This window comes from Undibacterium sp. JH2W (assembly GCF_049340425.1).
Classification (GTDB): Bacteria; Pseudomonadota; Gammaproteobacteria; order Burkholderiales; family Burkholderiaceae_D; genus Undibacterium.
Genome location: NZ_JBMPOT010000001.1, coordinates 292,229 through 318,510, shown reverse-complemented (window position 1 = coordinate 318,510; position 26,282 = coordinate 292,229). Strand labels below are relative to the sequence as shown.

Annotated in this window: 21 protein-coding genes; 14 read left to right on the top strand and 7 right to left on the bottom strand. The window is 51.4% G+C overall.

Translation table 11 applies throughout. The features are described 5' to 3' along the window. Positions 1-23: 23 nt before the first annotated feature. A complete protein-coding gene (locus ACO0LC_RS01420) occupies positions 24-2,054 on the bottom strand; it encodes a UvrD-helicase domain-containing protein (protein ID WP_423000197.1) in 2,031 nt (676 codons plus the stop codon). Between the two features lie 267 nt (positions 2,055-2,321). Here ACO0LC_RS01420 and ACO0LC_RS01415 point away from each other — a divergent pair, with 267 nt between their 5' ends. The 6 genes from ACO0LC_RS01415 to ACO0LC_RS01390 all read left to right on the top strand — a co-directional run bounded on the left by ACO0LC_RS01415 (position 2,322) and on the right by ACO0LC_RS01390 (position 9,488). Beyond that, complete coding sequence (locus ACO0LC_RS01415) at positions 2,322-3,383, top strand: response regulator (RefSeq protein ID WP_422999890.1); 1,062 nt, start codon at positions 2,322-2,324, stop codon at positions 3,381-3,383. After that, positions 3,376-4,176: a hypothetical protein gene (locus ACO0LC_RS01410; protein WP_422999888.1), complete on the top strand. Its 801-nt coding sequence runs from the start codon at positions 3,376-3,378 to the stop codon at positions 4,174-4,176. The genes ACO0LC_RS01415 and ACO0LC_RS01410 overlap by 8 nt, the downstream gene beginning before the upstream one ends. A gap of 51 nt (positions 4,177-4,227) precedes the next feature. Beyond that, positions 4,228-7,374 (top strand): response regulator, encoded by a 3,147-nt coding sequence (locus ACO0LC_RS01405; protein WP_422999886.1) that lies wholly within the window; start codon positions 4,228-4,230, stop codon positions 7,372-7,374. Between the two features lies 1 nt (position 7,375). Continuing rightward, positions 7,376-7,741, top strand: a complete 366-nt coding sequence (locus ACO0LC_RS01400; protein WP_422999884.1) for a response regulator — start codon at positions 7,376-7,378, stop codon at positions 7,739-7,741. A 71-nt stretch (positions 7,742-7,812) separates the two neighbouring features. Further along, positions 7,813-8,295, top strand: coding sequence for an SRPBCC family protein (locus tag ACO0LC_RS01395; RefSeq protein ID WP_422999882.1), 483 nt, complete (start codon positions 7,813-7,815; stop codon positions 8,293-8,295). 98 nt (positions 8,296-8,393) lie between these two features. Beyond that, positions 8,394-9,488, top strand: a complete 1,095-nt coding sequence (locus ACO0LC_RS01390) for a hypothetical protein (protein ID WP_422999881.1) — start codon at positions 8,394-8,396, stop codon at positions 9,486-9,488. Between the two features lie 78 nt (positions 9,489-9,566). On the opposite strand, the gene ACO0LC_RS01385 is transcribed toward ACO0LC_RS01390, so the two are convergent. Both ACO0LC_RS01385 and ACO0LC_RS01380 read right to left on the bottom strand, forming a co-directional pair. Beyond that, positions 9,567-10,373: a lysostaphin resistance A-like protein gene (locus tag ACO0LC_RS01385; RefSeq protein WP_422999879.1), complete on the bottom strand. Its 807-nt coding sequence runs from the start codon at positions 10,371-10,373 to the stop codon at positions 9,567-9,569. A gap of 29 nt (positions 10,374-10,402) precedes the next feature. Then, the gene (locus ACO0LC_RS01380; RefSeq protein WP_422999877.1) at positions 10,403-10,600 is read right to left on the bottom strand and encodes a DUF1737 domain-containing protein; all 198 of its coding nucleotides are present in this window, start codon (positions 10,598-10,600) and stop codon (positions 10,403-10,405) included. 203 nt (positions 10,601-10,803) lie between these two features. On the opposite strand from ACO0LC_RS01380, the gene ACO0LC_RS01375 reads away from it, so the two are divergent. The 5 genes from ACO0LC_RS01375 (at position 10,804) to ACO0LC_RS01355 (ending at position 17,588) form a co-directional block, all read left to right on the top strand. After that, on the top strand, positions 10,804-13,629 hold the full coding sequence (locus ACO0LC_RS01375; RefSeq protein ID WP_422999875.1) for an EAL domain-containing protein: 2,826 nt from the start codon (positions 10,804-10,806) through the stop codon (positions 13,627-13,629). 44 nt (positions 13,630-13,673) lie between these two features. Next, positions 13,674-14,099: a GFA family protein gene (locus ACO0LC_RS01370; protein ID WP_422999872.1), complete on the top strand. Its 426-nt coding sequence runs from the start codon at positions 13,674-13,676 to the stop codon at positions 14,097-14,099. A gap of 158 nt (positions 14,100-14,257) precedes the next feature. After that, positions 14,258-14,725 (top strand): cache domain-containing protein, encoded by a 468-nt coding sequence (locus ACO0LC_RS01365; protein ID WP_422999870.1) that lies wholly within the window; start codon positions 14,258-14,260, stop codon positions 14,723-14,725. Positions 14,726-14,868: 143 nt separating this feature from the next. Next, positions 14,869-15,354, top strand: coding sequence for a cache domain-containing protein (locus ACO0LC_RS01360; protein WP_422999868.1), 486 nt, complete (start codon positions 14,869-14,871; stop codon positions 15,352-15,354). Continuing rightward, the gene (locus ACO0LC_RS01355; RefSeq protein ID WP_422999866.1) at positions 15,351-17,588 is read left to right on the top strand and encodes a sensor histidine kinase; all 2,238 of its coding nucleotides are present in this window, start codon (positions 15,351-15,353) and stop codon (positions 17,586-17,588) included. The genes ACO0LC_RS01360 and ACO0LC_RS01355 overlap by 4 nt, the downstream gene beginning before the upstream one ends. A gap of 212 nt (positions 17,589-17,800) precedes the next feature. On the opposite strand, the gene ACO0LC_RS01350 is transcribed toward ACO0LC_RS01355, so the two are convergent. Beyond that, positions 17,801-19,966 carry a S46 family peptidase gene (locus ACO0LC_RS01350; protein ID WP_422999864.1) on the bottom strand — a complete coding sequence of 722 codons (2,166 nt, stop codon included), beginning with the start codon at positions 19,964-19,966 and terminating at the stop codon, positions 17,801-17,803. A gap of 339 nt (positions 19,967-20,305) precedes the next feature. Here ACO0LC_RS01350 and ACO0LC_RS01345 point away from each other — a divergent pair, with 339 nt between their 5' ends. Together ACO0LC_RS01345 and ACO0LC_RS01340 are read left to right on the top strand one after the other, a co-directional pair. After that, a complete protein-coding gene (locus ACO0LC_RS01345) occupies positions 20,306-20,839 on the top strand; it encodes a carboxymuconolactone decarboxylase family protein (protein WP_422999862.1) in 534 nt (177 codons plus the stop codon). Positions 20,840-20,880: 41 nt separating this feature from the next. After that, complete coding sequence (locus tag ACO0LC_RS01340; protein WP_422999860.1) at positions 20,881-22,461, top strand: pyridoxamine 5'-phosphate oxidase family protein; 1,581 nt, start codon at positions 20,881-20,883, stop codon at positions 22,459-22,461. Positions 22,462-22,463: 2 nt separating this feature from the next. Here the strand turns inward: ACO0LC_RS01340 and ACO0LC_RS01335 are convergent, their stop codons facing one another. The 3 genes from ACO0LC_RS01335 to ACO0LC_RS01325 all read right to left on the bottom strand — a co-directional run bounded on the left by ACO0LC_RS01335 (position 22,464) and on the right by ACO0LC_RS01325 (position 24,291). Further along, positions 22,464-23,351, bottom strand: a complete 888-nt coding sequence (locus ACO0LC_RS01335; RefSeq protein WP_422999858.1) for an AraC family transcriptional regulator — start codon at positions 23,349-23,351, stop codon at positions 22,464-22,466. Positions 23,352-23,443: 92 nt separating this feature from the next. Continuing rightward, positions 23,444-23,734: a hypothetical protein gene (locus ACO0LC_RS01330; RefSeq protein WP_422999856.1), complete on the bottom strand. Its 291-nt coding sequence runs from the start codon at positions 23,732-23,734 to the stop codon at positions 23,444-23,446. Between the two features lie 32 nt (positions 23,735-23,766). Beyond that, positions 23,767-24,291: an SRPBCC family protein gene (locus ACO0LC_RS01325; RefSeq protein WP_422999854.1), complete on the bottom strand. Its 525-nt coding sequence runs from the start codon at positions 24,289-24,291 to the stop codon at positions 23,767-23,769. 214 nt (positions 24,292-24,505) lie between these two features. Here ACO0LC_RS01325 and ACO0LC_RS01320 point away from each other — a divergent pair, with 214 nt between their 5' ends. After that, positions 24,506-26,158, top strand: a complete 1,653-nt coding sequence (locus ACO0LC_RS01320) for a DUF4214 domain-containing protein (RefSeq protein WP_422999852.1) — start codon at positions 24,506-24,508, stop codon at positions 26,156-26,158. Positions 26,159-26,282 lie beyond the last annotated feature (124 nt).

The following is a 26,282-nucleotide window of genomic DNA, read 5'->3' as shown; positions in this document are numbered from 1 at the left end:
TCAAAATACACCAATTCAGTTCATTATTCCCTGGGTTTGCTCAATAAGGCTTTCAAACCAGCCAGTCTTTCCTTGGGTGTCATGACTTCACCTTCGGCAGGCAGGGCATCACCTTCATCCAGTTTCATTTCCTTGATAAAGCGGGAAGGGTCGCAATGTACCTGCACGCCTGCACGTTTGCGTTTTTTGCACCAGGTAATATGCAGGCTGCGCTGGGCGCGGGTTATGCCTACATACATCAAACGGCGCTCTTCTTCTATGCGTGCGGCAAAAGTTTCTATAGGCGCGTCGGGGTCGCCCTTGTGCGGCAAGATACCTTCTTCGACACCGACCAGAAACACATGCGGATATTCCAGTCCCTTGGAGGCATGCAGGGTGGACATGCGCACGGCGTCCGGCTCTTCATCCTTGCCTTCCATCATGGTCATCAGGGCCACCATCTGGGTCAGGTCGAGCAGGCTGCGGTGATCGTCGTTACCATCCTTGCCGCCACTGCCCTTGGTTTTCAGCCATTGGGTAAAGTCGAGCACATTCTGCCATTTATTTTGGGCGGCACGGTCTTCAAAACTGTCGTAGAGATAGCCTTCGTAATTGATTTCTTTCATCAGGTCATCCAGCAATTCTGTGGCATGGCCTTCCCTATGGGCATGGGCCTCTACCTGATTGATGAAGCTGCAAAAGTTCCGTAAGGGTCGTAACTGCTTGTCGGGTAACTTGGCTTCTATGCCGCCTTTAAAGACGGCGGCAAACAACGAGCATTGCCATTGTCCGGCAAATTCACCCAGCACTTCCAGCGTGGCCAGGCCGACACCACGCTTGGGTGTGGTGATGGCGCGGATAAATGCCGGGTCATCATCTTCATTGGCGATCAGGCGCAGATAGGAAATGATGTCTTTGATCTCGGCACGGTCAAAGAAGCTCTGGCCGCCGGAGATGGTGTAGGGGATGCGCTCACGCCGCAATGCCTGCTCAATGACACGCGCCTGGTGATTGCCACGGTACAAAATCGCATAATCAGAATACTTGGCCTGGCGCTCGAAGCGATGAGCAGAAATCATGATGGCGACTTGCTCAGCCTCTTGTTCATCATCCTGCATACCGAGTACCTTGACCGGATCACCCAGGCCATGCTCAGACCACAGGGATTTTTCAAACAGCTTGGGATTATTCCCAATGACAGAATTGGCTGCCTGCAAGATGCGGGTACTGGAACGGTAATTTTGTTCCAGTTTGATGATTTCGAGATTAGGGAAATCTACTTGCAGGGTCGTCAGGTTTTCTATGGTGGCGCCGCGCCAGGCATAGATAGCCTGATCGTCATCACCGACAGCAGTGAACATGGGCTTTTTGCCCACGCCTGTGACCAGCAATTTCACCAATTCATACTGACAGGTATTAGTGTCCTGATATTCATCGACGAGCAGGTAGCGCAGGCGGCGCTGCCATTTGTCGCGTACCTGTTCATTGCTACGAAAAAGTTCTACCGGCAAACGTATCAAATCATCAAAATCCACCGCCTGATAAGCAGACAGGGTGGCGACATAGCTGCGATAGACCCTGGCGGCAATCGCCTCGTCTTCGTCCTGTGCCTGTTTCATTGCAAGCTCAGGGTCAACAAGGCCATTTTTCCACAGGGACATGGCCGTCTGTATACGGCGTATCAATTGCTTGTCAGTGGTAATTGCCAGATCCTGCACCAGTGAAAAACAGTCATCACTATCCATGATGGAAAAACGGTCTTTCAGGCCCAGGGCCTGGGCTTCCTGCCTGAGTATCTTGACGCCCAGCGAGTGAAAGGTGGATACCGTTAACTGCCTGGCCTGACGCGGCTCGGCCAGCAGTTTGCCTATACGCTCCTGCATTTCCAGCGCGGCCTTGTTGGTAAAGGTCAGGGCGGCAATATGTTTTGGATCATAACCATGCAGTTCGATGAGGTTGACGATTTTCTGGGTAATCACCCGCGTCTTGCCCGAGCCAGCCCCGGCCAGCACCAGGCAGGGGCCATCCATATAGTTGACTGCATTACGTTGGGGGGTATTCAGGCCATGCGACATAGGGGGAGACAATAAGGGGAGACGGTTTGATCCGCAAAAACTTGCAGGTGCTATTGTAGCCTGCAATAGCTTGGGAACCTTCACCTTAAGCAATTAGCTTGTGCAGTATATGAGGATGCACACAGATAAACATGCAACACTTGAGAGAGAATCGCTATCCTGATGATTTGACTGTGAAAACAGGGATTTTGTTATCAAAAAGATAGAATTAAAGGCTAGACAATTGGATAAGCTCAGACTATTCTCTTAATCAGGAGGATGCTTTTTATGAAAGATCTGAAACCCGCTCGTATCCTGCTTGTTGACGATGAGGATAGAAATATTCGCCTGCTGGAAGTGCTTTTGCATGCCGAAGGCTATACTACGCTGAGCGCCAATAATGGTCGTGATGCACTCAAAATAGCCGCCTTTGCGCAACCTGATCTTATCCTGCTCGACATCATGATGCCGGACATGGATGGTTTTTCCACAGTCGCAGAACTCAAGGCCAATCCTCTGACCCAGCCTGTACCTGTCATCATGTTGACAGCGCTGGATGACCGCGCGTCCAAGTTGCGCGCGCTGGAAGCCGGCGCGGAAGAATTTTTGACCAAACCCATAGACCGGGCTGATCTCAGTGTGCGGGTACGCAATCTCTTGCGCCTGAAAGAATATGGCGACTTCCTCAACGATCATAACCGTATACTGGAAAACCAGGTGGTGCAACGCACGGCGCAACTGGAAAATGCTTATCGCGATACCGTTTTCACTCTGGTGCGTGCCGCCGAACACAAAGATGAAGAAACCGGCCATCACGTGCGCCGCATCAGCTACTATTGCCGTGCCCTGGCAGAAGCCATGGATTTGCCTGTCGACTTCCATGATGCGATTTTCCAGGCCAGCCCTATGCATGACATAGGCAAGATAGGTATACCTGACCATGTCTTGCTGAAACCTGGCAGCTTCAATCATGAAGAATGGAATATCATGCGCACCCACTGCGCCCTTGGTGCCAGCATACTCGCCAGTGGTACTTCACCTTATACAGAAATGGGTGCAGAAATCGCCCTGAATCATCACGAGCGCTGGGACGGCACCGGTTACCCGAATGGACTCAAGGGCGAGACCATACCCATAGCAGCCAGGGTCATGCAAATCTGCGATGTGTATGATGCCCTGCGCAGCCGTCGCCCGTATAAACCCTCACTCGATCACCAGCAAAGTATGAGCATTATTATCGAAGGTGACAGCCGTACCCGGCCCTCGCATTTTGATCCAAATGTCTTGTCCTGCTTTGTTACCCAGTCTGAACGCTTTGCTGCCATCTTTGACCAGCATGCCGATGCCTGACAATCTACGTCCCGGCATTTTGCTGATAGATGATGATGTTGATCTGCAACAGGCACTCGTGCGCTTGCTCAGGCCTTTGCAACATCCCATGTTTTGTAGCAGAAATGCTGTTGAAGCACATGCACTCATGACAGAACATCACATAGGGGTCTTGATTTGTGAACCACGGGATGAACGTCTGGCCGCTTTCCTGATAACCACCAGAGAAAAACAGCCTGATGTGGTTCGATTGATACTGACTGGCTACCCTGACCTGAGTAGTGTATTGCGGGCAGTCAACCAGGCTCATCCCTTCAAATTACTGGTCAAACCCTGGCTGAATGAAGAGTTATTGGCGACAGTCAACCAGGCCCTGGAACAATATGTCTTGAATCGAGAACGTGAGCGTTTGCTGCGGGAATACAACGGCATACTCCATAATGCCGAAGCTGCCCACGCTTTTCGCAGCCTGGACGCACTCATGCACTCCATCCATAAGGAGATGGCTGCAGATGCCATACACAGATTACCAATGGGGGTTTGCTTGCTGGTGGATGGTGCAGTTCACATGATGAATGCCAATGCCAATCGCTATCTCAAGGAGCTTGATCTGGCGCCGATCAACGTCGCCAGCTTGCTGGAAGAATTGCCATCGGTACTCAGGCAAGCCTACGATGCAAAACGCAAACAACGTGTGCAGGCACGCTTGAATGAACAGCGCAGGCTGGATTACTTTGTGCTGGACCTGAGCATAGGTACCATGATCGCTTTTGCCCCGGAACCCAGGCTGGGCAGGCCGCCGGACCACGCATAATCATGAACAGGACCCTTCCATTTTGCATATGCTCACCAAGAAAGCTGCATCATGAAAAAATTCAGCACCGAATTCAGACTGCTCGCAGGGCTTATGTTCGGGCTGGCCTTGCTCTTTTCGGCTGGGTGGCAATTGTATCGCTCGCTGCAAGATTACCGGGAAAACTCCTTGTGGGTCACACACACTTATCAGGTACTCGATCAATTAAATGAAGTCAAATCGGGCGTGCTTGAACTAGAAAGCATACAACGCCTGTACTTCATCACCGGTGATGATGTCTTCACGAGTCAACGAGACAGTAAGGCAACACAAATTCGTCAGGCAGCAAAAAAAGTAGCCGAACTGACGAACGATAATCCACGCCAGCAATTATTGTATAAAACCCTGGCACTAAAACTTGAAGAGAGACTGATTTCCCTCGACAAAGCCTTGCAAATCTATCAAAACCAGGCCTACCCTGCCGTACGCCAGCATTTGATCAGTGGCACACCACGCCTCATCATGGAAGCCCTGTTGGCACAGATCAGCAGCATGGAAGAAGAAGAGCGTGTCTTACTGCAGCAGCGCAAGGTCCAGGTGGAAAACAATTTCGTGCAGGCGCGCAACATAGGCATACTGGTACTCATCATTACTCTGCTGGGTGGTGCGGCATTGTGGTGGCAGTTCAGGCGCGATGTGGATCAACGAAGCCAGGCTGAAGCAGCGGTACGCGATAGCGAATCCTTGCTCAAGCAAGTCCTGGATATTTTGCCGGTTGGGGTCTTTATTTGTAATCGCGAAGGCATGCTGACCCAGATCAACCCCGGTGGCAAAGCAATTTGGGGGGGAGCTCGACATGTAGGGACGGAACAGTATGGTGAATATGCTGGCTGGTGGCCAGACAGTGGCAAACGCATCACCGCCGACGAATGGGCATTGGCACGCACCCTGAAAACCGGTGAAACCATACTCAATGAACTGGCTGATATACGCTGTTTTGACGGCAGCCGCAAAACCATCTCGAATAGTACTGCCCCCCTGATTGACAATGCTGGCCAGCTCGTTGGTGGTTTGTCAGTGAACGTAGACGTAACTGAATTCACACTGACCGAACGCAAACTCAGGGCAGCCGCCCATTATGATGACACTCAGGTCAAGGCGCAAAATCTGTTCGCTGCCAGCTTCGAGCGACACAAAATCTTCGATGGTTTACTGTCACTGCTGGCCGAACGTCATGGCTACCTGATGTCGGCGCTGTACAGCTATGACGAGTGGTATGCACGTTTTCGCTGTGAAGCCAGTTACGGCCTGGGTCGGGATATACCGCGTGAATTTGAAATGGGCGAGGGTTTGTTAGGTCAGGCGGCCCTGACTGGCAAAAGCTATTCCCTGGATGCCAGCCGCCTGAGCCTGCAAACCGGGCTGGCAGATTTCAGCCCCAAACATGTATTGATGATACCGGTGGTCTACCAGGAACGCCGCCTGGCCGTGATGGTATTGGCCACCACTAATAATGTGATAGCAGGTGAGCAGGCTTTTCTGGAAAGGCTGGCTGGCCAGCTCGGGGTTGCCCTGCACAATCTGCGTCAATATAGTGACCTTAAACTGTTGGCAGATCAACTGCGCACCAGCAGTGATGAAATCGCTGCCAAGAACCAGCAACTGGAACAGGCCAGCCGCATGAAGTCAGAATTCCTGGCGAATATGTCACATGAACTGCGCACCCCTCTGAATGCCATCGTCGGTTTTTCCGAAATTCTCAAGGATGGCCTGATGGGACATTTACTGCCGCAGCAAAAAGACGCTGCCGTCGATATCTTCAATAGTGGCAAGCACTTGCTGGCGTTGATCAATGACATACTGGATCTGTCCAAGATAGAAGCCGGCAAGATGCAGATCAATCTGGAATCCACCGACATAGCCTCACTGGTACAAGCCAGCTTGCAGGTCATACGCGAGCAGGCTGTCCTGCAAAGCCTACAAGTCTCGGCCAAGGTTCAGGAAGGCCTGGGCCACATCTGGCTCGATGAAATCAAGGTCAAGCAAGTCATCTACAATCTCTTGTCAAATGCCGTTAAATTTACCCCAGAGGGTGGCCGCGTGCATTTGTCGGCGCGCCGTATCGATGGACACCAGGTGCCTGCTGGCCGCTTTGAACATTATCTGGAAATTATGGTCAGCGATAGCGGTATAGGCATACCGCAAGATGCCCAGGCGCTGCTCTTCCAACCCTTTTCCCAAATCGACAATAGCCTGTCACGCAAGCATCAGGGAACGGGTCTGGGCCTGGCAATGGTCAAGCGCATGGCAGAATTGCATGAAGGCAGTGTCAGCATGAGTAGTATTGTTGGCAAAGGTTCGACTTTCACTATCTTGCTGCCCTGGCGCACTGCCAACCTGCCAGGCAAGCACGCCAAAGCACTGGTAACTACTGCTGCTGCCCATACTGCTAACAGTCTGGCGCATGGAGAATTGCTGGCCCTGGTCATAGAAGACGATGACCAGGCTGCCGAAGTTTTGCGAGTCCAACTGGAGAGTGAAGGCTTTCGCATACTGCGTGCAACGTCAGCCGAAGCAGCACTCAGCATGGCAGAAGAAGCCCACCCCGACCTGATTACCCTGGATATTTTATTACCCGGCATGGATGGCTGGGAATTCCTGGAGCGCTTCAAGCAACATCCTCTGTTTGCATCTACGCCCGTTGTCATCATCTCCATCGTGGCAGACCGAGGCCGCGGCCTGTCATTGGGGGCAGCCCATGTCATGCAAAAACCCATCGCACGAGAAAATTTAACGACCGCCCTGACGGTACTGGGTTTTTGCAACGACCCGGCAGCAGCACAAAAAACCGCCCTGGTGGTCGATGATGATCCCAAGGCCGTGACACTGGTGACGACCCAGCTCGGCTCCCTGGGCTATCGCACTGTGGCAGCTTTGGGTGGACAGGATGGTATCAATATGGCAAGACAACACAAGCCTGATCTTATCGTGCTGGATTTGATGATGCCAGAAATCAATGGTTTTGATGTGGTGGAAGCTCTTAAAAGTGATACAGTAACTGCAAGTATTCCAATTATTGTCCTGACCGCCAAACAGGTCACGGCAGAAGACAGGATGCGCTTGAATGGTGATGTCAAAAAAGTCATGGAAAAATCCGATTTCAATCATGGCCGTTTTATAGGCGAAGTCAGGCGTGCCATGACAGGCAGGGGTAAGTGAGATGACGCGCGTACTGATCATAGAAGACAATCCCGTGAATATGAAGCTGGCGGCCTTCTTGCTGCAAAACGCTGGCTATAAGGTGCTACAAGCTGTAGACGCAGAAGCGGGATTGCAAATTGCCCGCGATGAATTACCCGAGCTGATACTGATGGATATGCAGTTACCTGGCATAGATGGCATCACCGCTACCCGTCAGCTAAAAGCCGATGCGGCAACTACCCATATCAAGATCGTTGCCCTGACTGCTTTTGCCATGAGCGGTGATGAAGATCGCTTTCGCGCAGCCGGTTGTGATGCATATATGGCAAAACCGATACGCTATCAGGCGTTTTTGTCCCTGGTTGAGTCCATACTCAAAGCTTGATCAGGCGGAGACAAGCTGGGACAAGCAGAAGCAAGCGGAGTAAACTGCTGGCATCAGAACAAAGGTGCTCCATGAAATTTGAACATTTAATTGAAATCAATGACTTGACCAATCCCATGGTCGAAGTCATCAGTCGCGAACAATTGTGGCGTGGCCTGGTCTTGCGGGCAGAAATGCCAAAACTGTTTGTCTCTTACCTCGATGATGCCAGCATCATGGACCGCAACGAAGCCAGCATGACACGCACCCTGAAGTACGGTGCGCTGGAAATCACTGACCGCGTCAGCTTTGTCCATCTGGAACATGTGCATTACGATGTCGCGGCCCAGAAAGATATTCCCCAATCTTCCCTGCGCATGAGTATAGAAGAGCCACAACCACAGGCGCTGTTTGTGCGTTTCGTCTATGACAGCGGACATGCTGAAGCAGAAGATGCAGAAAACAGGATGTATAACGAATACCGCAAATCCGCCTATCAGGAAGCCGATGTAGAGACCATACGCATCATCCGCGAACTGGCCGAAAGCGGGCGGCTCGATGCCCTGCCATCCTGATCAAAGCGGTAATCAGCAGAAGGATTGCTGAGTCGCCGGCATTTCAGGGATAATGCGGCTCTGTCATCCCTCTCACTTATCATTATTCCAAGGCTCCCATGACCAAGCGTACCACTCCTGCAAGCAAGAAGCCCGTCCTGGCCAAGCAGCCCCTGCCTGCCCCGGTACAAACCACACGTTTGAAACGCAAGCAATTTGCCAGCACTGGCGATGTGCACATTCAGGGTGATGCGGTGATTGCCACTCAGTTCATCGTCGGTGGCGATTGCCTCATTGATGGCGATTTAGAAGCGGAAGAAGTGTTTTGCCTGGGCAAGCTGACGGTGACTGGTGACATCCGTGTGCAATCCTTGTATGTCGGTCATGCCCTTGATGCAGGTGGCAATATCGATGTCGAATACCTCATCAAAACCGGTTGCAGCGCCGACTGGATGGCACGCATGCTGGAACTGGACCAACGCAAACCAGCAGCCGATGGCAGCAGCTATATGGATATTCTGGTGCACCCCGCCATCCTGGCAAGGTATGACCATCATGATGCCTTTGGTGGTTTTGGCGATATCCAGGCACTCGGTTATGTGGCCTGCGCCGACCTCGATTGCCATGGCAATGTACAACTTGATGATGTGCTGGAAGTCGGTGAAATCCAGTTTGTTGGCGGCCATTTGTCAGCAGCGGCCATCCATGTTGCGGGTGACTGCAATTGCCAGGGCGAGCTGTTCAGCGAAACCGATATCCAGGTCGAAGGTGCTCTGTTTGCTGCCAACCTGATATGCCAGGGTAACCTGGATGTGGTCAGCATCCATAGCCAGGGCGATATCAGCACCTGGGGTTATTTGCGTGCCACTGGCGAAGTCAGCAGCCTGCGTGGTGAAATCCACTGCGGTCGCTGGATCGCCACCAAGGGCAGCATCTATGCCGCCAAATACATCAAGTCCGGAGAGTCCATCGTCGCTGAAAAAGGTATCAGTTGCGGTGCCGATTATGGCATCCTGGCTGCCACCAGCCTGCCGCGCTCACGCTGGGCCACGCATGGCATGGTATCTGCCGTCAGCAAACCCCGCCTGCTCTTGTCTGGCCAGTTTGTCGAAGGCAAAAAGCTCAAGCATATCGATGCGCTGGAAAAAAAACGCGAAACCGAACTGGATTGGGAAGTACCACGTCGCCTGAAGCGTGAAATGCTGCCAGCCTGAGGCTGATTTTTGAATAATTGAAATGTGGTATCGCAAGGTGCTGAAAACCATCGTTTTCAGCACCTTTTTTAATGGCATCTATACGCCAGCATGACTTTCACTGACCAGCAGGCGTCGTAAAAAATAAATACCCAGACCGGCTGCCAGCAATACCGCGGCATACACGCCCGCGCTGGGCTGCCAGGCGATATTCACCCCTCGGGTCACAGAGGCTCTGTACAGATAGATCGTCACCCCGTTTGAGCACGCATGCAAGATGATACCTGGCCACAAGGACAGGGTCTTCTGATACAGCCATGCACAGACCACGCCTACTATTGTGGCACAGAGAAACTGGTATATATTCAGATGCGCCAGGCCAAACAGGCAGGCCGAACCCAGTATCGCCACCCAGCGTGAATACAGATGTAAAAAACTGCGCAGGATAATGCCACGGAACAGCATTTCTTCCAATACGGGGGCGACCAGGCAGGCCGTGATGATGGAGTGCACCCCATTGTTCATCATCTCATCAAACATTCTTTGCTGACCAGCTGGCACGGGTTGCCATGCTTCCAGCAAGGTCCCCAAAAAAACCAGCAACATGTCCAGTCCTGGCAGCAACAATAATATAGGCAAGATCAAGAGAAAAATACTGCCTTTGGATTTACCCGCAGAGGAATGAAACAACTCTGTATAGCTCAAGCCCTTGTAGTGCAATATGGCCGAGAACAAGACAGCATTCGACAAGACCGCAATGACACCATCGATGTCTTCCGCCCCCACGCCAGTCCAGGACTTGGTGTCATGGACCAGGATAGCAATGATGAACTCTATGCCCAGCAAGAAGACGATGAGGAAAAAAGCTTCCAGCCCTGAAGGGAAATTTTTGTGTTTTTCTTGCATCGTCAGTTACCGTATCAGCCTGCTCCAGCCTACAAGCTGGATAAATCCAGGTCTGGCGTAAACTCACCATCCACTTCCTTGATGATGGCTTGGCCTGCGATGGTCTGCTGGCCATTAAAACTGAGGGTAGGCCCGCCATACAGATTCCAGCCCTGATTCAGGGCTGCTGTCACACGCAGGCAAAAAGCCTTGTCGTCCGGGCCAGTCAGGTAACGATAGAGTTTCATGATGAGTTTGCTATCCAGATAATATGTTCAAGCTGAGTGCTTCATTATATTCGATGAGTACATGCTGGCTGGTTGCCGCCTCTTTGCTGAGTATCAATTTTTTTCAATGTGACAATATGCATCTTCAGGTTAAAATTGTCCCCATTCCTGACCCGCTCGCATACTCAAGCAAACCGTCTTTACTACTGGAATTCGTCGAATTTGTGCAAAAATTACAAGATCTTTTACAGCGATGGCAGCAGCGAGGCGTATATACCCGTTTATTCATACCCATCTTTGTATTGATCGTCATAGTCAGTGGTTTGCGTTACTACCTGATGATAGATGGCGAAGTCAGGGATGCCCGGCAAAGGCAGAGCACAGAATTGCGCCACAGCGTACATTACCTGATCCCGGCACTGAGCAGCTTGTCAGAGCAAGCCAATACGCCAGCCATACGCAATTTGCTGGCCCAGGAAGTCGCATCCAGCCCGGCCATTTGGCGCATCAGTTGGCAATACCGGCAACAAGAAATCCAGCAGCAGGATGAAGTTCCCCCTGCATCTGCAGTACCGGCATGGTTTGTCAGGTACTTGTCTTTGCCAGCAGAGAGTGTGGCCACAGAAGTCAAACTGCCGGATGGTGAGGTAGCGCTCTTGCGCCTGGACAGCAGTGCAGATAATGAACACCTGCATATCTGGCAAAAAGTCATGAGCCAGGCAAAAATTTCTGTGAGCATTATTTTCACGATTTATTTCTTGCTGGGTTTGATACTGCGCGCCAATGCGCGCAGCCTGCATAAACTGGCGGAAGCCAGCGACAAATTCAAAAAGGGCCAGCATACGATACGCATGGCCGTTACTGGCACAGCCGAGGCGCGCGCCCTGGCGCTCACCTTTAATAGCATGGCGACCGAAGTACAAGCCTTGCTGCTGACACTGCAGCGCAGCCAGCGCGCCAATAGCGAGCAACTGCACTTCACCTGGCAATTGTTGCATGCCCTGCCCATCCCTATTTTTTTCCAGGACCAGCATGGCATCTGCCAGCGCATCAATCGCGCCTGGGAAGAATTGTTTGCCTTGAGCGCCATCGATGTAGTCGGACGCCCCATGCCAGTGCTGGCCCTGCACGCCAGCAAGAGACCGCCACAAGAAAATGGCCACGACAAACTTGTCATGGAAATGCAAATACAGGCAAACGGGAAAATTCTGGATGTGATTTACTACCAGGCCAGCTTTACCAATGTCGAAGGCCAGGCCACCGGCAGCATAGGAGCACTGATAGACATCAGTGAACGCAATCAGGCGCAGGCCACCCTGGCAGCAGAAAACGAGAGAGTGGAAACCACGCTGGCATCGATAGGTGATGCCGTCATCAGTACCGATGTCCATGGACGCATACTGATGCTCAACAAGGTCGCACAGCAAATTTGTGGATGGAGCCGCAAGGAAGCGCAGGCACATGCACTGACAGAAGTGTTTTCTCTGGGTGATGAACAACAGCACCAGCAACTGGCAGGATTTTTGCAAAAAATTTGCCAGAGCAGCGACATCTTGCAAGCGAATAATCAAAGCCTGCATGCGCGGGGTGGCCAACGCTTTACGGTCGACTATACGGCAGCTCCGATACGTCAAAAAAATGGCAAGGTCATGGGTTGTGTACTGGTGTTTCGTGATGTCAGTGAAAAGCAGCAGCTCATGCAGCAACTGAGCTGGCAGGCTGGCCACGATGTCCTGACCGGACTGGAAAACCGCGCAGCACTGAACGAACGTTTCAGCGCGGCGATACAAGCCGCACGCACCCAGAAAAAGTGGCTGGCGGTTTGCTTGCTCGACCTCGATCATTTTCAAGCCATCAATCAAAGTCACGGCCAGGAATTCGCCAACAAATTATTGCAACAAGTCGCCCGTCGCCTGGAAAACAGCACCGCCAGTGAACATCATGTGGCACGCCTGGGTGGTGATGAATTTGTGGTGTTGTTGCAAAACCAGCGCGATGTCGCTGGTGTGGAATTGAACCTGGCCCTGCTCCTGGCAGAACTGGCACAACCCTATCAAATAGAGCAGCACAGCATCAGCCTGTCAGCCAGCATAGGCGTGGCGATTTATCCGCGCGACGATGTCAATGCCGATACCCTGCTGCGCTGCGCCGACCAGGCCATGTACCAGGCCAAATTAAATGGCCGCAATCAGTTTCATTTATTCGATGCCGAGCAAGACCAGCAGTTGCGCACCCATCATAATCAGCGCACCCGCATACGCCAGGCTTTGCAGCAAGGTGAAATGCGTCTGTACTTCCAGCCCAAGGTGAATATGCGTCAAGGCCGCATTACAGGCATGGAAGCCTTATTGCGCTGGCAGCATCCCGAACAGGGCATAGTTGGCCCGCTGCATTTTTTACCGCTGATAGAACATACGGATTTGATCATCGATGTCGGTGACTGGGTCTTGCATCAGGCCATGGCACAATTGCGCGCGTGGAATGAATCGCATGCAGATTGGGTCATCAGCGTTAACATCGCCGCACGCCATTTTCAATGCAAGGATTTCGTCGCACGCCTGCGCGGGATACTCGCCGCCTATCCTGATGTCGCACCAGAAAAACTGGAGATAGAGATACTGGAATCTGCCGCCATACAGGATATCGGGTATGTGCGCGAAGTCATGCTGGCGTGCCAGCAAATTGGTGTCAGTTTTGCACTTGACGATTTTGGTACCGGTTATTCCTCACTGTCTTACCTGAAGCGACTGCCAGCCGATACCTTGAAAATCGACCAGAGCTTTGTACGTGACATGCTGGAAGACAAGGATGACCTGGCTGTCATCAGCGCCATCATCGGCCTGGCCAGTGCCTTCAAGCGCAGCGTCATTGCAGAAGGTGTGGAAACCGCAGAGCACGGCGTGGCGCTGATGCGTCTGGGTTGCGATCTGGCCCAGGGTTATGGCATTGCCCGCCCCATGCCAGCCGCACACATAGCGGCATGGGCAAAAATTTATGTACCCCCTGTCATCTGGGGGCATGGCAAAAACCTGGAATGGGAAAGTGCGTAAATACTCATCTTCCTTACCGGCTGCATTCACTTGTGAAAACTCATATGCAAACCATATCTGGTGCTTGTAGTTGCGAGAAAATTTTCTACCATTGTCCTTCACCAGCATTGCAAGTCGTGATTTGCCACTGCGGCCTGTGTCGCCGTATGACGGGAGCCCCGCTGTCTGCGTACGTGGTAGTACAGGCCGCAGAATTATGCTTTACTCGAGGTCAGGCAGCGCTGTCCGCCTATCCAGTCACAGCGCAAACTACTCGGCATTTTTGCCGTCACTGCGGCACGCCTGTTTACAATTCCAATCCGGAAAAATATGCTGGCCTGGCCATGCTCTATCTGGGTACGGTCGCAGTGCATGAAGAACTGGCGCCGCGCCTGGCCTTGTATTGTGAAAGCCAGTTAAGCTGGCTACAGGTAAGTGACGATTGCAGGCAGTTTGCGCAGGCACCTACTCGTCCGCCCAGGCAACAATAATTACACTATTTAATTTCCATTCAAATTTTCTATAAAGTTAAATAACCTTTTTTTGCAAAATTTCTATAGGAAAACCTATTCAGTTCATCTAGATTGTAAGCATGGTAGCACTTGCAAATGCAGCCATCCCTGCCCACTTGACAACATGGAGATAGGCAATGAGAGGTTTATTGATAAAGTTCATGATAGTGTTGTTTGGCTTAGTTGCTGGCGGCACCGCCAGTGCGAATGAAAAGGCGACAGAAGAACAGGCCGTTGCCTTTGTTAAGAAGGGCGTGGAATACTATAAGAAAAATGGCAAGGAAAAAGCCCTGGCAGCGTTCAGTGATCCGAATGGTGAATTTGTCAAAGGCGAGTTGTATTTTTTTGTGTACGGTGCCAATGGCGATGGCATCGTCCTGGCACACGGGCAAAACCAGAAGATGATAGGCAAGCAACTACTGGATATGAAAGATGTAGACGGTGTCTATTTGATACGCGAAGCCAACAAGATAGCCGTCAGCCCGGAAGGCAAGGGTTGGGTCAGTTATAAATGGCCCAATTCCATCACCAAGGCACTGGAGGCAAAAAAATCATATATAGAACGCGTGGGCGATATCTGGATAGGTTGCGGTATCTACAAATAAATCCGTTTAATCCGTTTGCCATCATTGTTAGCAGCCAATTCTTCTACGCCATGGGGGAAGCAGTGGCTTCCCCTCCAAGCTTATAGCGGGCGGCACTATCCAAACTTGTTCTGTACGACCAGCTTCATGCCAGGGAGAGGTTAGTGTGGAAATTTCTTGTCAGCTTGCTTGTCGGTCTGCTTTTGAGCAGTGTCACGGCAGAGTCAAGGGCCGAGCGCAAAATCAGGCGTCCTGATGAAGTCATTGCCCTGGTCCAGAAAGCCATCGCTTTCCAAAACCAGCATGGTCGTGAACGCACATTGGCAGAAATCAATAATCCCAAAGGCGTGCTGGTTGACGGTGAGTTGTATCTGTTTGCCTTTAATTTGAAGGGTGATGGCATCACCCAGGCCAACACCGCGTTCCCCGCGCTGGTAGGAAAGAACTTGCTGGATATGCGGGACCCCGATGGTATTTATATTATCCGGCGCTTCCTCGATGTCGCCAATGGCAAGAGCGGCAAAGGCTGGGTAGATTACAAATGGCCTGGCGCCACCCGTGGCAAATTCGTTGAATTGAAAACATCGTATATAGAACGTGCTGGCGATTTGTTTTTTGGTTGCGGCATACCCAAGGAATGGGCCCGATGATGCGCTGGCGGCAATTGGGAAATCCACGCACCGTACTGCTCTTCTTCGTGGGATTAACTTCCATCGCCATCTTGTTGCAAACTGCCTGGGCCATTTTCGAAGATCGCCGTATCACTTTGGCATCTGAGCGAGAAAATGGCCTGGTTGCTGTGCGCTTGCTGGAAGAACATGCGCAGCAGCAATTGGCCACAGCTTCCATCCGGCTTGATACGGTCGCCAACGGTGTGCAAGCCATCCGTCAGGAAAAAGCGAGCGACGATGCCGCCATCCATGATGTTATAGAAGAAACCTTGAAAAACAGCCGCTCTGCCGGTGCCTTGCAATTCGCCAATCGCCAGGGTGAACGCTGGGTCAGCACCATGGATTTCCCTTCCTATGTCTTCAATACTGAAGAAAGGGATTACATGACATGGTTGCTGCAGCGCCCACAATATCGGTTGGTAACGATAGGGTCCCCTTTGCAGCGCTTCATCGATGCGGAGCTGGTGCTGCCCCTGGCACGCAATCTGTATGATCGCCATGGCCGCCACGTCGGCTTGATCAGCACAGAAGTGTCGCTGAGTTATTTCAATACAGTGTATGACCGTGTCGCCAAGGATAGCCAGGCCCTGGTGCAACTGGTGTCTGATAATGGACTGGTGATCGTCAGCTCGGCCTCTGCCGGGCGCGAATTCAGGCAAAACAAATTACCGGCACCGGTTTTGCATGCTTTGCAAGCCACAGCGGTGGAAGGCGCATTTGAAGCCTACCATGACGACAGTCAGCAGCACTTGTATCAATATGCCTATCGCAAGGTCAATGGTTTTCCAGTTACCACTTTGTTTGGACGTGAACTCGATAAGGTCTTGGTCAATTGGCAGGCCCGTACCAGGGACAGGCTGTTTTTTTCCGGTATTTTCATCGTCTTTCACTTATTGCTGACCTGGTACCTGGTCTTGCATATGGACAAATTGCAACGCTCGGAAAACAAGTTGCGGGCGAGTGAGGGCCGCTTTGTGGATTTATTTCAAAGCTCGCCGGTACCGCTGGCCCTGATGGCCGTCGACGATGATGTGCTGATGGAAGTCAATAATGCCCTGCTCCTGCAATTCGGTTATACCCGTCTGGAATTCCTGGGCAAGACCCCGCTACAGCTCGCGCTTTGGAAAGACCCTCAGGCACGTGCCCCTTATCTGCAGCAATTACAGTCACAAGCTTTTGTCGACAATTATGAAGCCTTGCTCCGGCAAAAGAATGGCAAGATCATTACCTGCCTGTTATCGGCACGCATGCTGGAATCCGAGGGACAGAAAGTAGTGATTTTTTCGCCCATTGATATCAGCAGGCAACGTGAAGTCGAGAGCGAAATTCGTCAGCTCAACGAGCAATTGGAACAACGTGTCGCCGACCGTACCGCGAATTTGCAGGAAGCGCTGAGTTCCATCACTGCCATGCAGAGTGAGCTGGTGCGCACCGAAAAAATGGCAGCACTGGGCATGCTGGTTGCTGGCGTCGCCCATGAATTAAATACACCGCTAGGTAACAGCCTGACCGCTTCCAGCAGCGTGCAGGCCTATGCTGATGACTTGCTGGAAGAATTGAAAAGTGAGCGCCCGCGTCGTTCCATACTTAACTCTACCGCTGAACTCATCCATAAAGGCGGCTTCATCGTCATCCGTAACCTGGAAAGAGCCGCCACCCTGGTCGCCAGTTTCAAACAAGTGGCGGCAGACCAGTCCAGTGACCGCAGACGCAGTTTCGACTTACAGCAAGTATTGCAAGAGCTGATCGTGACAATAGAACCCATGTTCGTCAAACAGCATCAACTCCACCTGGATCTGGAAGCAGGGCTCAACATGGATAGTTATCCTGGTGCCCTGGCACAGATCATCACCAACCTGGTCAGTAATGCCATCGTCCATGGGTTTGAAGGCCGGGCAGGCGGAACCATGCAACTGTGCAGTCGCCGCTTGCCAAATGAAGAACTGGAATTGATCTTCACCGACGACGGCCTGGGTATCGCCCCTGAACATCTGAGCCGCATCTTTGATCCGTTTTTCACCACCAAACTGGGGCAGGGTGGCTCGGGGTTAGGAATGAATATCGTCTACAACCTGGTAACTGGCACTTTGGAAGGAAGTATAAAAGTAGAAAGCCCATCTGGCGCAGGCACCCGCATCATCATCCACCTGCCCTTGAAAGTCAGGGGTAAGCACACAACGGATACAGCAGAGACTGATATTCATACAGCCTAGGTCAGTATGGTCCAGAATGCGATCAGGCAGATGTGTCCCGCACACAACACAGACTAAAAAAACAGGCATATGTCAAATGCACCAGAGCTAGCCGCAGAAATTAAATTGTTTGTCTTATGCCGCAAGGGCTGGGCACGGAGCCACACTATAAATTTGCCAAAAATAAAAAAAGGGCTGAAAAAAATCAGCCCCTTACCTCATGCATACCAGCCTTATTTGCCTGGATACTTGATGGTCATTTCTTTCAAGAGATTATCGGCATGATCGACTTCTTTCATGACCCATAGCATATAACGTATGTCGACATGGATCGCACGTGTAATGGCGCTATCGAAATACCAATCCTTGGTGATGGACTCATAGGTGGAATCAAAATTCAAACCCACCAGTTCACCATTTTTATTCAAGACCGCAGAACCAGAATTACCACCGGTGGTGTCGGCGCTCGACAAGAAATTGACTGGCACAGTCTGCAAGACATTATCCTTGAACAGGCCATAGCGTTTTTCCCTGACCGCAGTCAGCAAACTTTCTTGCATATTGAAGGGTGACTTGCCTGTGTGTTTTTCGACTATGCCTTCAACAGTCGTGAACGGCCCCTTGCTGATGCCGTCACGTGGTGAATAGGGGGCTACCGTGCCATACGTCACGCGCAGGGTGGAATTGGCATCAGCATATACTGGTTTGCCTTGGGATTTTTTCCACTCGATGACGGCTTGCATATATTGGGGAATGACACGTTCCAGATTGCCGTCCAGTTCCTTGTGGTGGTTTTCCAGCGACATACCGGTGTCATGCAATTTCACCGCCAGGCGGATAAAGGCATCGTCCGATTGTTCGAAAGCCTTGCGGTCCTTGCTCATCCAGGCCAGACGCTCGGCAGTTTCACCCATGCTGCTTTGCTGATACAAGCTGGCAACACTTTCAGGAGTCGGCAGCAATGCATCCAAGCCTTTCGGATGGGATGCAGCAGGCAAGAGGTTATATCTTTGCAAGGCCGCCGTAAACCTGGCCTGATCCACATTGGGCAAATAGGATTGCTCCAGGCGACTGAGTTTGCCGGCAATAATAGCCATATCCCTTTGCTGGTAGCCAGTATAGCGTTCTGCATCCGGTTTTTCGCTTTCTATGGCCAGGCGATACAGCGTGCGTGCACTCTTCAGCAATTCACTGGTATTGGCAACGTTCCAGGCGAACTCTTCGTCCGACATGGCCATGTCGGCAGCGATGATGTCATCCAGTTCCTTCAGCAAATTCTTGTTACTGCCATGCTGGGCAAACCATAGCCGAAACTCGGCGTCCTGGCCATCTTTGATGGCAGCGATATCTTTACGGGCAAAACCGTCAAGCAAGCCCTCGGTTTTTTTCAATCCATTATTGATACCTTTGACCACGCTCGCATAGCGTACGCCAGCACCAGCGTTGCCCTGCGTCGCAGCAGCAATTACAGCCAGGTCGGCCTTGGATTCTGCCACCTTGGCGGGATAGCTGACATCGCGGGCAAAGCGTATTTCTGCTGGCAGCTTGTAGCGGCTGGTACGGCCAGGATAACCGGCCAGCAGGATAGGATCGCCCTCCTTCAAGCCCAGCGCAGATACCACCAGGAAGTCTTTGGACTGATATGGCACATTGCCGGCAGCAGGGTCGGCAGGGCGGCCATCCTTGCCTACATAGGCACGCAGGAAGGAGTAATCGCCAGTATGGCGCGGCCATTCAAAATTATCGACTTCACCGCCAAAATTGCCTACCTTGTCTGAGGGCGCATATACCAGGCGCACGTCACGTATCATCATCTGGCGTATACGGTAGTACTCCAGGCCACGGTGAAAGCCCGGCACGGAACAGCGATAGGCCTTGTCTTGTTCGCATTCTGCAATCAGGGCCTTGATACGGTTTTCTACATGTTCTGTTCTGGCGCGGCCAGACATGGCGGCTGTCAAACCTTGTGTGACTAGCGCCGTGACATTTTCGACCTTGTCAGTGATATACATGCGGGTATCGGGACCCGCTGGCAATTCTTCTGCCATGGTCCTGGCCAGAAAACCATTGGCGATGTAATTTTTTTCTGCCGTCGAATTTCTTTGTATTGCCCCATAGGCGCAATGATGGTTGGTCACCGCCAGGCCTGTACTGGAGACGAAAGAAGCCGAGCACCCCCCTAGTGAGACCATGGCTGACATAGGGTGTTTGTTCAAATCTGCCAATTTTTCTGCTGGCACATTAATGCCTATGCGTTTCAATTCAGATTTAAGTTGCGGCAACTGATAGGGCTGCCACTGACCTTCGTCAGCATAAGCAGATGAAAAAACGCCAGCCAGGGCCAGCGGAAAAGCAAGGGTCTTCAACAAAATACACTCCAAATTAAATTCTGACAGCATGAGCACGAATCTTGGGCGGCAGTATAGCTGCGCCTGCCACTTGCAAGCAGACTGAACAGTAGGGCCAGTGAAGATTTTTCAATTTTTTAAAAAAATACGCACATCAATTAGCTAATTAGCATGAAATAGCTGGAATTAGGCGTAAATAGAGACATATCCCAGTTTAAATAGTTCCAGCATTTCTCCAGGCTTATGCAGGGTTTTCCATATTATTCCACTTAATGAAATAATTAATTAATAAATTAGTCTATTCCTATATTTCAAAGGAAGGCACAAACTGTAGTCCATGCACTTGCTCCCTATAGCACTTGCTACTACCCTACTTTGAATGGAAAAATCATGAGCCGCATCAATCTCGTCACTAAAGAAACTGCCAACGCTGAGCAACTGGCCCTGCTGGAAGCAATACAAACAAAACTGGGCATGGTCCCCAATTTTTTGAAGGCCTTCGCCAATTCACCCGCTGCCTTGCGCGCTTTTTTGGGCTTGCATGGTATCGCCAGTGAGGGCAGCCTGGACCCGCAAACCCGTGAGCGTATCGCCCTGGCTGTAGCACAGAAGAATTCCTGTGAGTACTGCGTGTCTGCCCATACTGCGATAGGTCGCGGCACAGGCTTGAATAATGAAGAAATGGCGGCCAATCGTGCTGGCAGCAGCCAGGATGCCAAAGCAGCCGTTGCCGTGAAATTTGCCCGCTCACTGGTCGAGCATGGTGGCGAAGTCACCACGGCAGAAATTCTGGAAATGCGCGACACGGGTTTTAGCGATGCGGATATAGTCGAGGTCATCACCCATGTAGGGATGAATATCCTGACGAATATCCTGGGCAAGGCCAGCCGCCTGGAAATTGACTTCCCTAAAGTCAGCCTCTGATTCCAGCAATACTCCCGTCCCGTAACAACAAGGAAATCATCATGTCACGCGCATTCGCCGATATCAGTTTTACCCCTAGCGTGAAAGCTGCACAAAGCCTGTATGGCAGCCGTGAAGCCAATCGAGGTTTTGAACTGGCGGAAGAAAAACGTGACTACTTGCTGGAACGGGACATGGAGTTCATCACTGCCCGTGACAGCTTTTATCAAGCAACGATTTCGCAAAACGGCTGGCCCTATGTGCAACACCGTGGTGGCCCGGCCGGTTTTCTCAAAGTCATTGATGATAAAACCATAGGCTATGCCGATTTTTCCGGCAATGCCCAATACCTGAGCGTAGGCAACCTGTTTGCCAGCGACAAGATCTCTTTGATACTCATGGATTACGCCAACCGCCGCCGCCTGAAAATCTGGGGCCGGGCCAGGATCGTCCATGAAAGTGAAGATCCCCGTTTGATCGCAAAACTGGAAATGTCCAGCTACCGCGCTCGTGTCGAACGTGCCGTAGTAATCACGGTGGAAGCCATAGAATGGAATTGCCCGCAACACATCACGCCCCGGTTTACCGATAAAGAAGTGCAAGCCATGCTGGCCAGCCTGCTGGCAGAAAACCGTCAGCTCGAAGAACAATTAAAGCAACAGCCCTCACCAGTAAAACTCAGCCGTCTGGGCCACGGTCCTCTGGAACTGGTCATTACTGGCGTGCGCCAACTAAGCCAGCGCATACGTGCCTATGAATTGCGTGATCCTAAAGGTGGAGACTTGCCTGTGGTGACTGCCGGTGCGCATTTGCGCGTACCAGTCTTGCTCGCAGATGGACAAGCCGGAACCCGTCAATACTCCATCAGCTCCGCTGCTGGGCGGCCGGAGGTATATGAAATTGCCGTACTGGCAGAGCCTGAAGGGCGTGGTGGTTCCCTGGCTGTGCATGGTCTGTATGAACTTGGCATGCATCTGCATTGCGACCTGCCGCGCAATGACTTCAAACTACATACCCATGCTGCACCGGCCATACTGATTGCCGGTGGCATAGGTATCACGGCCATCAAGCCCATGGCAGAGCGCTTGCAGGCCCAAGGCCGGCCATATGTATTGCATTACGCTGGCCGTCATCTTCAGGCCATGGCATATCGTAAGGAATTGCAGGGGCAGCTGGGGGCGTCCCTGCATCTGCACGCAGCTGACCAGCAGCAGCGTCTGGATATACCCCAGATCATGGCGGCAGCCAGCAAGGATAGTCTGATCTATGTCTGCGGCCCTGCCAGCATGATAGCCGCGGTGCTGAGTAGCGCCGCAGCATTGGGCATGGATAAGCAAAGGATACGCTATGAAAGATTTGCAGCACAGAAGTCAGCAGATGATGCAGAAATCCGGGTGGAGCTGGTGCGCAGTAAAAAAATCATCCATGTCCGTGCTGATCAAAGTATCTTGCAGGCAGTGCGCGCCCATGGTGTGGCAGCAGATGCCGAGTGTGAAACCGGCAATTGTGGTACTTGCGCCGTGAAACTGCTGGGCGGACAAGCCCAGCACAGGGATGCCGTGTTGACAGAAGCAGAGCAAAAAAACCGTATCTGCATCTGTGTCTCGCGTGCTCAAGCAGGTGAGCTGGTGCTTGATCTGTAAGTTTATTTTTGCAATGGCAGAAATACGTCTGTCACCATCAAGTGCTCAGGTACATCCGGGAAGAAACTGATACGTTGAAAAAACAAAGGAAAATCCCGTAAATTGCGTTCGCTTTGGGGCAACCAGTTGTTATACAAAAAACGTACCACATTGCCCAATTGTGCGTCGCTGCCTATATGCCTGATCACCGCACATTCTCCGGCAGGGATGATCTTGTTGACGATACCATGCTCATTATCTGCCACTGGTGCCGCTACTGCAGCAGCCAGATCAAAGCGATAATCGTCAGCAGGTGTCTGCTCAGGATCATCGTAGATGAGATTAAAAGTCGCACTGATGCTGGGTGGTAGTTTATTGAGCTTGCGCCAGGCAATGAATTGCTGGATGCTCTTACCCAATAGACTGGGAGCGCCACGGTGCTCCAGCACGGCTATGCGGGTTTGGGGGAAGTTCGTGATGCGCACGTCGGCGATTTGATACGTAGTAGGCATATGCTGTTCTCTCATGTGGTCTATGGTCAGATTGCTGTCCTGCCAGGCATGCCAGGCATGCCATTGTGGCTGTTTCCTGAATTGCGCTGGACTGAGCCCCAGGCTTTTTTTAAAAGCACGGGAAAAAGCCTCACTGCTTTCATAGCCATTCTCCAGGGCGATATCAATGACCTGTTTATGGCTGCGAAACGCTAGTTCATACATGGCTTTTTTAAGCCTCAATAGCTGCACATAACGAAATGCCGCCAGACCAAAGTATTCAGAAAACTGCCGGTGAAAATGGTATTTTGAGAAAGCTGCGACTTCACTTAAACGCTCCACCGACAGATCTTCATCCAGATGGCTGTCGATATACCTTAATACTCGCAGCATGCGCGTTTGATAATTAGATTCGCTCAATCATTTCTCCCTGACAGACTTCAGAATAGCCAGACCTCAGTGTTGTCGCATGATAGTTCTTGCTGTGTTTTGTTTTTTGGTTTTTTATTTTTTTAGTCAGCGCGGTGACGCAGCCTTTCCAGCAAAGCCTGCTCGCATAATTTGAAGAGCATATATGCAGCCATGGCAGCACAGGCGCACAGTATCAATTCCAGCAATTGCTGCAAACCACCTTCCACCAAACCTATCCAGCCATTATCGAGCAGGTATTCTGCATTCGCGCTGAACAGATGGACAATATCAAAAGACAGTTTGCCAAATACCACGAAGCTCAGGGTCAATATAAGAAAGCTGGTGATACTGTGCTGGCATAACCAGGTATAGAATTTTCGCTGTCTTGCCATGTGTAGTCCTTTCTATAGGCTGATCAACCAGCTCAGGTTTTCTCCACGATGTTTTTCAGGCTATGCAAGCCTTCATCGAATTTACTACCCACCATTTTATCCATGCTGAAGCACAAACTCATGAGTTTGGACATGAAATTGCTGGGGCCAAACATGGCATGGCTGACGACAGTGTGACCCTCTTTTTCTTCAAGGCGGAACTCGATGGTGTTTTGCGCAGTAAATGGCTTGTAGAAATTGATTTGCAGACGCAGGTAATCATGGGGGCGGGTTTCGAGAATTTCCATCTTGCCTTCGCCAAGATCTTTGTTACCCTTCCAGGCATAGATGGCTCCCTGCCCCTGTGCCGCACCGCTATAGATGCGCTGCACAGCAGGATCAGCTTTTTCCCATGGCGACCAGGCTTCCCATTCATGAAAGTCGTTAATCAGGGGGAAAATCTGTTCCGGTCTGGCCTGCAAGATGAGCGAACGCTCAATACGAAAATCATCTGGCCGGGTGGCGACAAACAATATAAAAGCGATTAGCAAAAGCAAGACTATGGCAGCAAGCATCATGGCAGGTCTCCTGAAATATTCAGTGATGATCCCGAGCGAAGGGAAGAATGCCTTCTAGCTTAATGCGCTTATCGTATTATTACCAGTCTGCCTTTATTATCAAGGGGACCATCAGAATTGATGAATACCCGCTAAAATAAGAATTTGGATACTTGGCATGCGAGCATGCCAAGAGTCGTACTTATCGCATTTACCGCATTGACCATACATCGCCATGCCTACGCCTAATTCTGCCTCACCCGCCAGCAACGTGCCTCTGTCTGGCCAGCTCATTATTGACGCCATCTTGCATGGCATCAAATGGGGGGGAGGCTCATCCACAGGCGCGACCGTCTCGTATAGCTTTCCCTGGACAAGTGGAGATTCTTATTTTTACGGCCTCACTCCTGCCGGCAAGTATTCCACACTGGAAGAACAAAAGGCCACATCCCATTTTGCCTTGACTGCAGAACAACAGCTTTCTGCTACCAAAGCCTTCCAGGCCTGGGCCGATGTCGCGAACCTGAATTTCGTCCCGGTAGCTGACAATATCAACAGTGCCGGTGATATACGCATCGCCTGGACCTCGGCCATAGATATGACGGTGTCGAATAAAAAAGCCTGGGGCTGGGCTTACCAGCCGAACAAAAGCTATCCTGATGGTGGTGATATCTGGATTTCGACGGAAAGCTCGGGCGCTACCAGTAAGGACTGGAGTACCGGTTCTTATAATTTCATGTCACTGATGCATGAGATTGGTCATGCGCTGGGCTTGAAGCATCCTTTTGACGCTGGCACGACCTTGCCAGCCGCCATGGATACACGACAGAATACCATCATGTCGTATACCAGCGTAGACAATGATTTGTTCCGCACCATCACCTATGACAGCAATAACAAGCCCGTGTTTACCTTCAAGGATGTCGTTCAGGAAACACCCATGGTCTATGATATCGCTGTCATGCAATATCTGTATGGAGCCAATAATAATTACAAAACCGGCAATGATACCTACACCTTTGATCCGAATACCCCATTTTTCAAAACCATCTGGGATGCTGGTGGCAATGACACGATTTCCGTCGCCAATTTCACGCTGGGCTGCGTGATAGACCTCACACCTGGCAATTATTCTGATATCCGCATGATATCTGCCCCCAATCCCAAGGGGTATACCGGCGGCACCGTCCCCACCTATGACGGCATAGGCAACCTGGGCATCGCTTTTGGTGCCTATATAGAAAACGCCATAGGTGGTGCCGGGGACGATCGCTTGATAGGGAACACACTCAACAATACTTTCACTGGCAACGGTGGCAATGATGCCATAGACGGTGGCCTGGGTCTGGATACGGCCAACTACAGTGGCTTGCACGGCGATTACACGATCACGGCAAGTGGCATCACCGCGGTCGTCAACGCTAAAACTGGTATAGAAGGTACGGATACACTAGTCAGTGTAGAGCGTCTGCATTTCAGCGATGAAAACATAGCCCTTGATATCAGTGGCACAGCTGGGCAGGCATACCGACTTTACCAGGCCGCCTTTGACCGCAAGCCAGACTTGAAGGGCCTGGGTTACTGGATCAATGACATGGACCATGGCTCCAGCCTGACTACAGTGGCAGCAGGTTTCATGCTCTCCCCAGAGTTCCAGAAAATATATGGCAGTGCGCCGTCGAACACCACCCTGATCAATAATTTTTACCAGAATGTCTTGCACAGGACGCCAGACAAGGCGGGGTTCGATTACTGGCTGGACCAGCTCAATACCCATAAAATTACTGCTGCCGGTGCCCTCGCCAGTTTTTGTGAAAGCGCCGAAAACCAAGCCCTGGTCATAGGTTCTATACAAAATGGCATTGAATACCTGGTCTGGCCGGCATAAATACTGCGTTTTACTCTTTCACACTGCAAAGCCCGCGACGCTGGCGGCAGCTTAACCTACAATGACGACATATCCGCCGGGCTGCTCATGAAAGAGCGGCCTGCTGTCGTCGTCTTCATACAAA

Excerpts from the sequence above, each read along its gene's own strand:
- ACO0LC_RS01320 (WP_422999852.1), top strand. The coding sequence starts at position 24,506 with ATGCCTACGCCTAATTCTGCCTCACCCGCCAGCAACGTGCCTCTGTCT.
- ACO0LC_RS01365 (WP_422999870.1), top strand. The coding sequence starts at position 14,258 with ATGAGAGGTTTATTGATAAAGTTCATGATAGTGTTGTTTGGCTTAGTT.
- ACO0LC_RS01420 (WP_423000197.1), bottom strand. The coding sequence starts at position 2,054 with ATGTCGCATGGCCTGAATACCCCCCAACGTAATGCAGTCAACTATATG.
- ACO0LC_RS01370 (WP_422999872.1), top strand. The coding sequence starts at position 13,674 with ATGCAAACCATATCTGGTGCTTGTAGTTGCGAGAAAATTTTCTACCAT.
- ACO0LC_RS01340 (WP_422999860.1), top strand. The coding sequence starts at position 20,881 with ATGTCACGCGCATTCGCCGATATCAGTTTTACCCCTAGCGTGAAAGCT.
- ACO0LC_RS01410 (WP_422999888.1), top strand. The coding sequence starts at position 3,376 with ATGCCTGACAATCTACGTCCCGGCATTTTGCTGATAGATGATGATGTT.
- ACO0LC_RS01405 (WP_422999886.1), top strand. The coding sequence starts at position 4,228 with ATGAAAAAATTCAGCACCGAATTCAGACTGCTCGCAGGGCTTATGTTC.
- ACO0LC_RS01390 (WP_422999881.1), top strand. The coding sequence starts at position 8,394 with ATGACCAAGCGTACCACTCCTGCAAGCAAGAAGCCCGTCCTGGCCAAG.
- ACO0LC_RS01355 (WP_422999866.1), top strand. The coding sequence starts at position 15,351 with ATGATGCGCTGGCGGCAATTGGGAAATCCACGCACCGTACTGCTCTTC.
- ACO0LC_RS01415 (WP_422999890.1), top strand. The coding sequence starts at position 2,322 with ATGAAAGATCTGAAACCCGCTCGTATCCTGCTTGTTGACGATGAGGAT.
- ACO0LC_RS01345 (WP_422999862.1), top strand. The coding sequence starts at position 20,306 with ATGAGCCGCATCAATCTCGTCACTAAAGAAACTGCCAACGCTGAGCAA.
- ACO0LC_RS01395 (WP_422999882.1), top strand. The coding sequence starts at position 7,813 with ATGAAATTTGAACATTTAATTGAAATCAATGACTTGACCAATCCCATG.
- ACO0LC_RS01350 (WP_422999864.1), bottom strand. The coding sequence starts at position 19,966 with ATGCTGTCAGAATTTAATTTGGAGTGTATTTTGTTGAAGACCCTTGCT.
- ACO0LC_RS01400 (WP_422999884.1), top strand. The coding sequence starts at position 7,376 with ATGACGCGCGTACTGATCATAGAAGACAATCCCGTGAATATGAAGCTG.
- ACO0LC_RS01330 (WP_422999856.1), bottom strand. The coding sequence starts at position 23,734 with ATGGCAAGACAGCGAAAATTCTATACCTGGTTATGCCAGCACAGTATC.
- ACO0LC_RS01380 (WP_422999877.1), bottom strand. The coding sequence starts at position 10,600 with ATGAAACTCTATCGTTACCTGACTGGCCCGGACGACAAGGCTTTTTGC.
- ACO0LC_RS01325 (WP_422999854.1), bottom strand. The coding sequence starts at position 24,291 with ATGATGCTTGCTGCCATAGTCTTGCTTTTGCTAATCGCTTTTATATTG.
- ACO0LC_RS01385 (WP_422999879.1), bottom strand. The coding sequence starts at position 10,373 with ATGCAAGAAAAACACAAAAATTTCCCTTCAGGGCTGGAAGCTTTTTTC.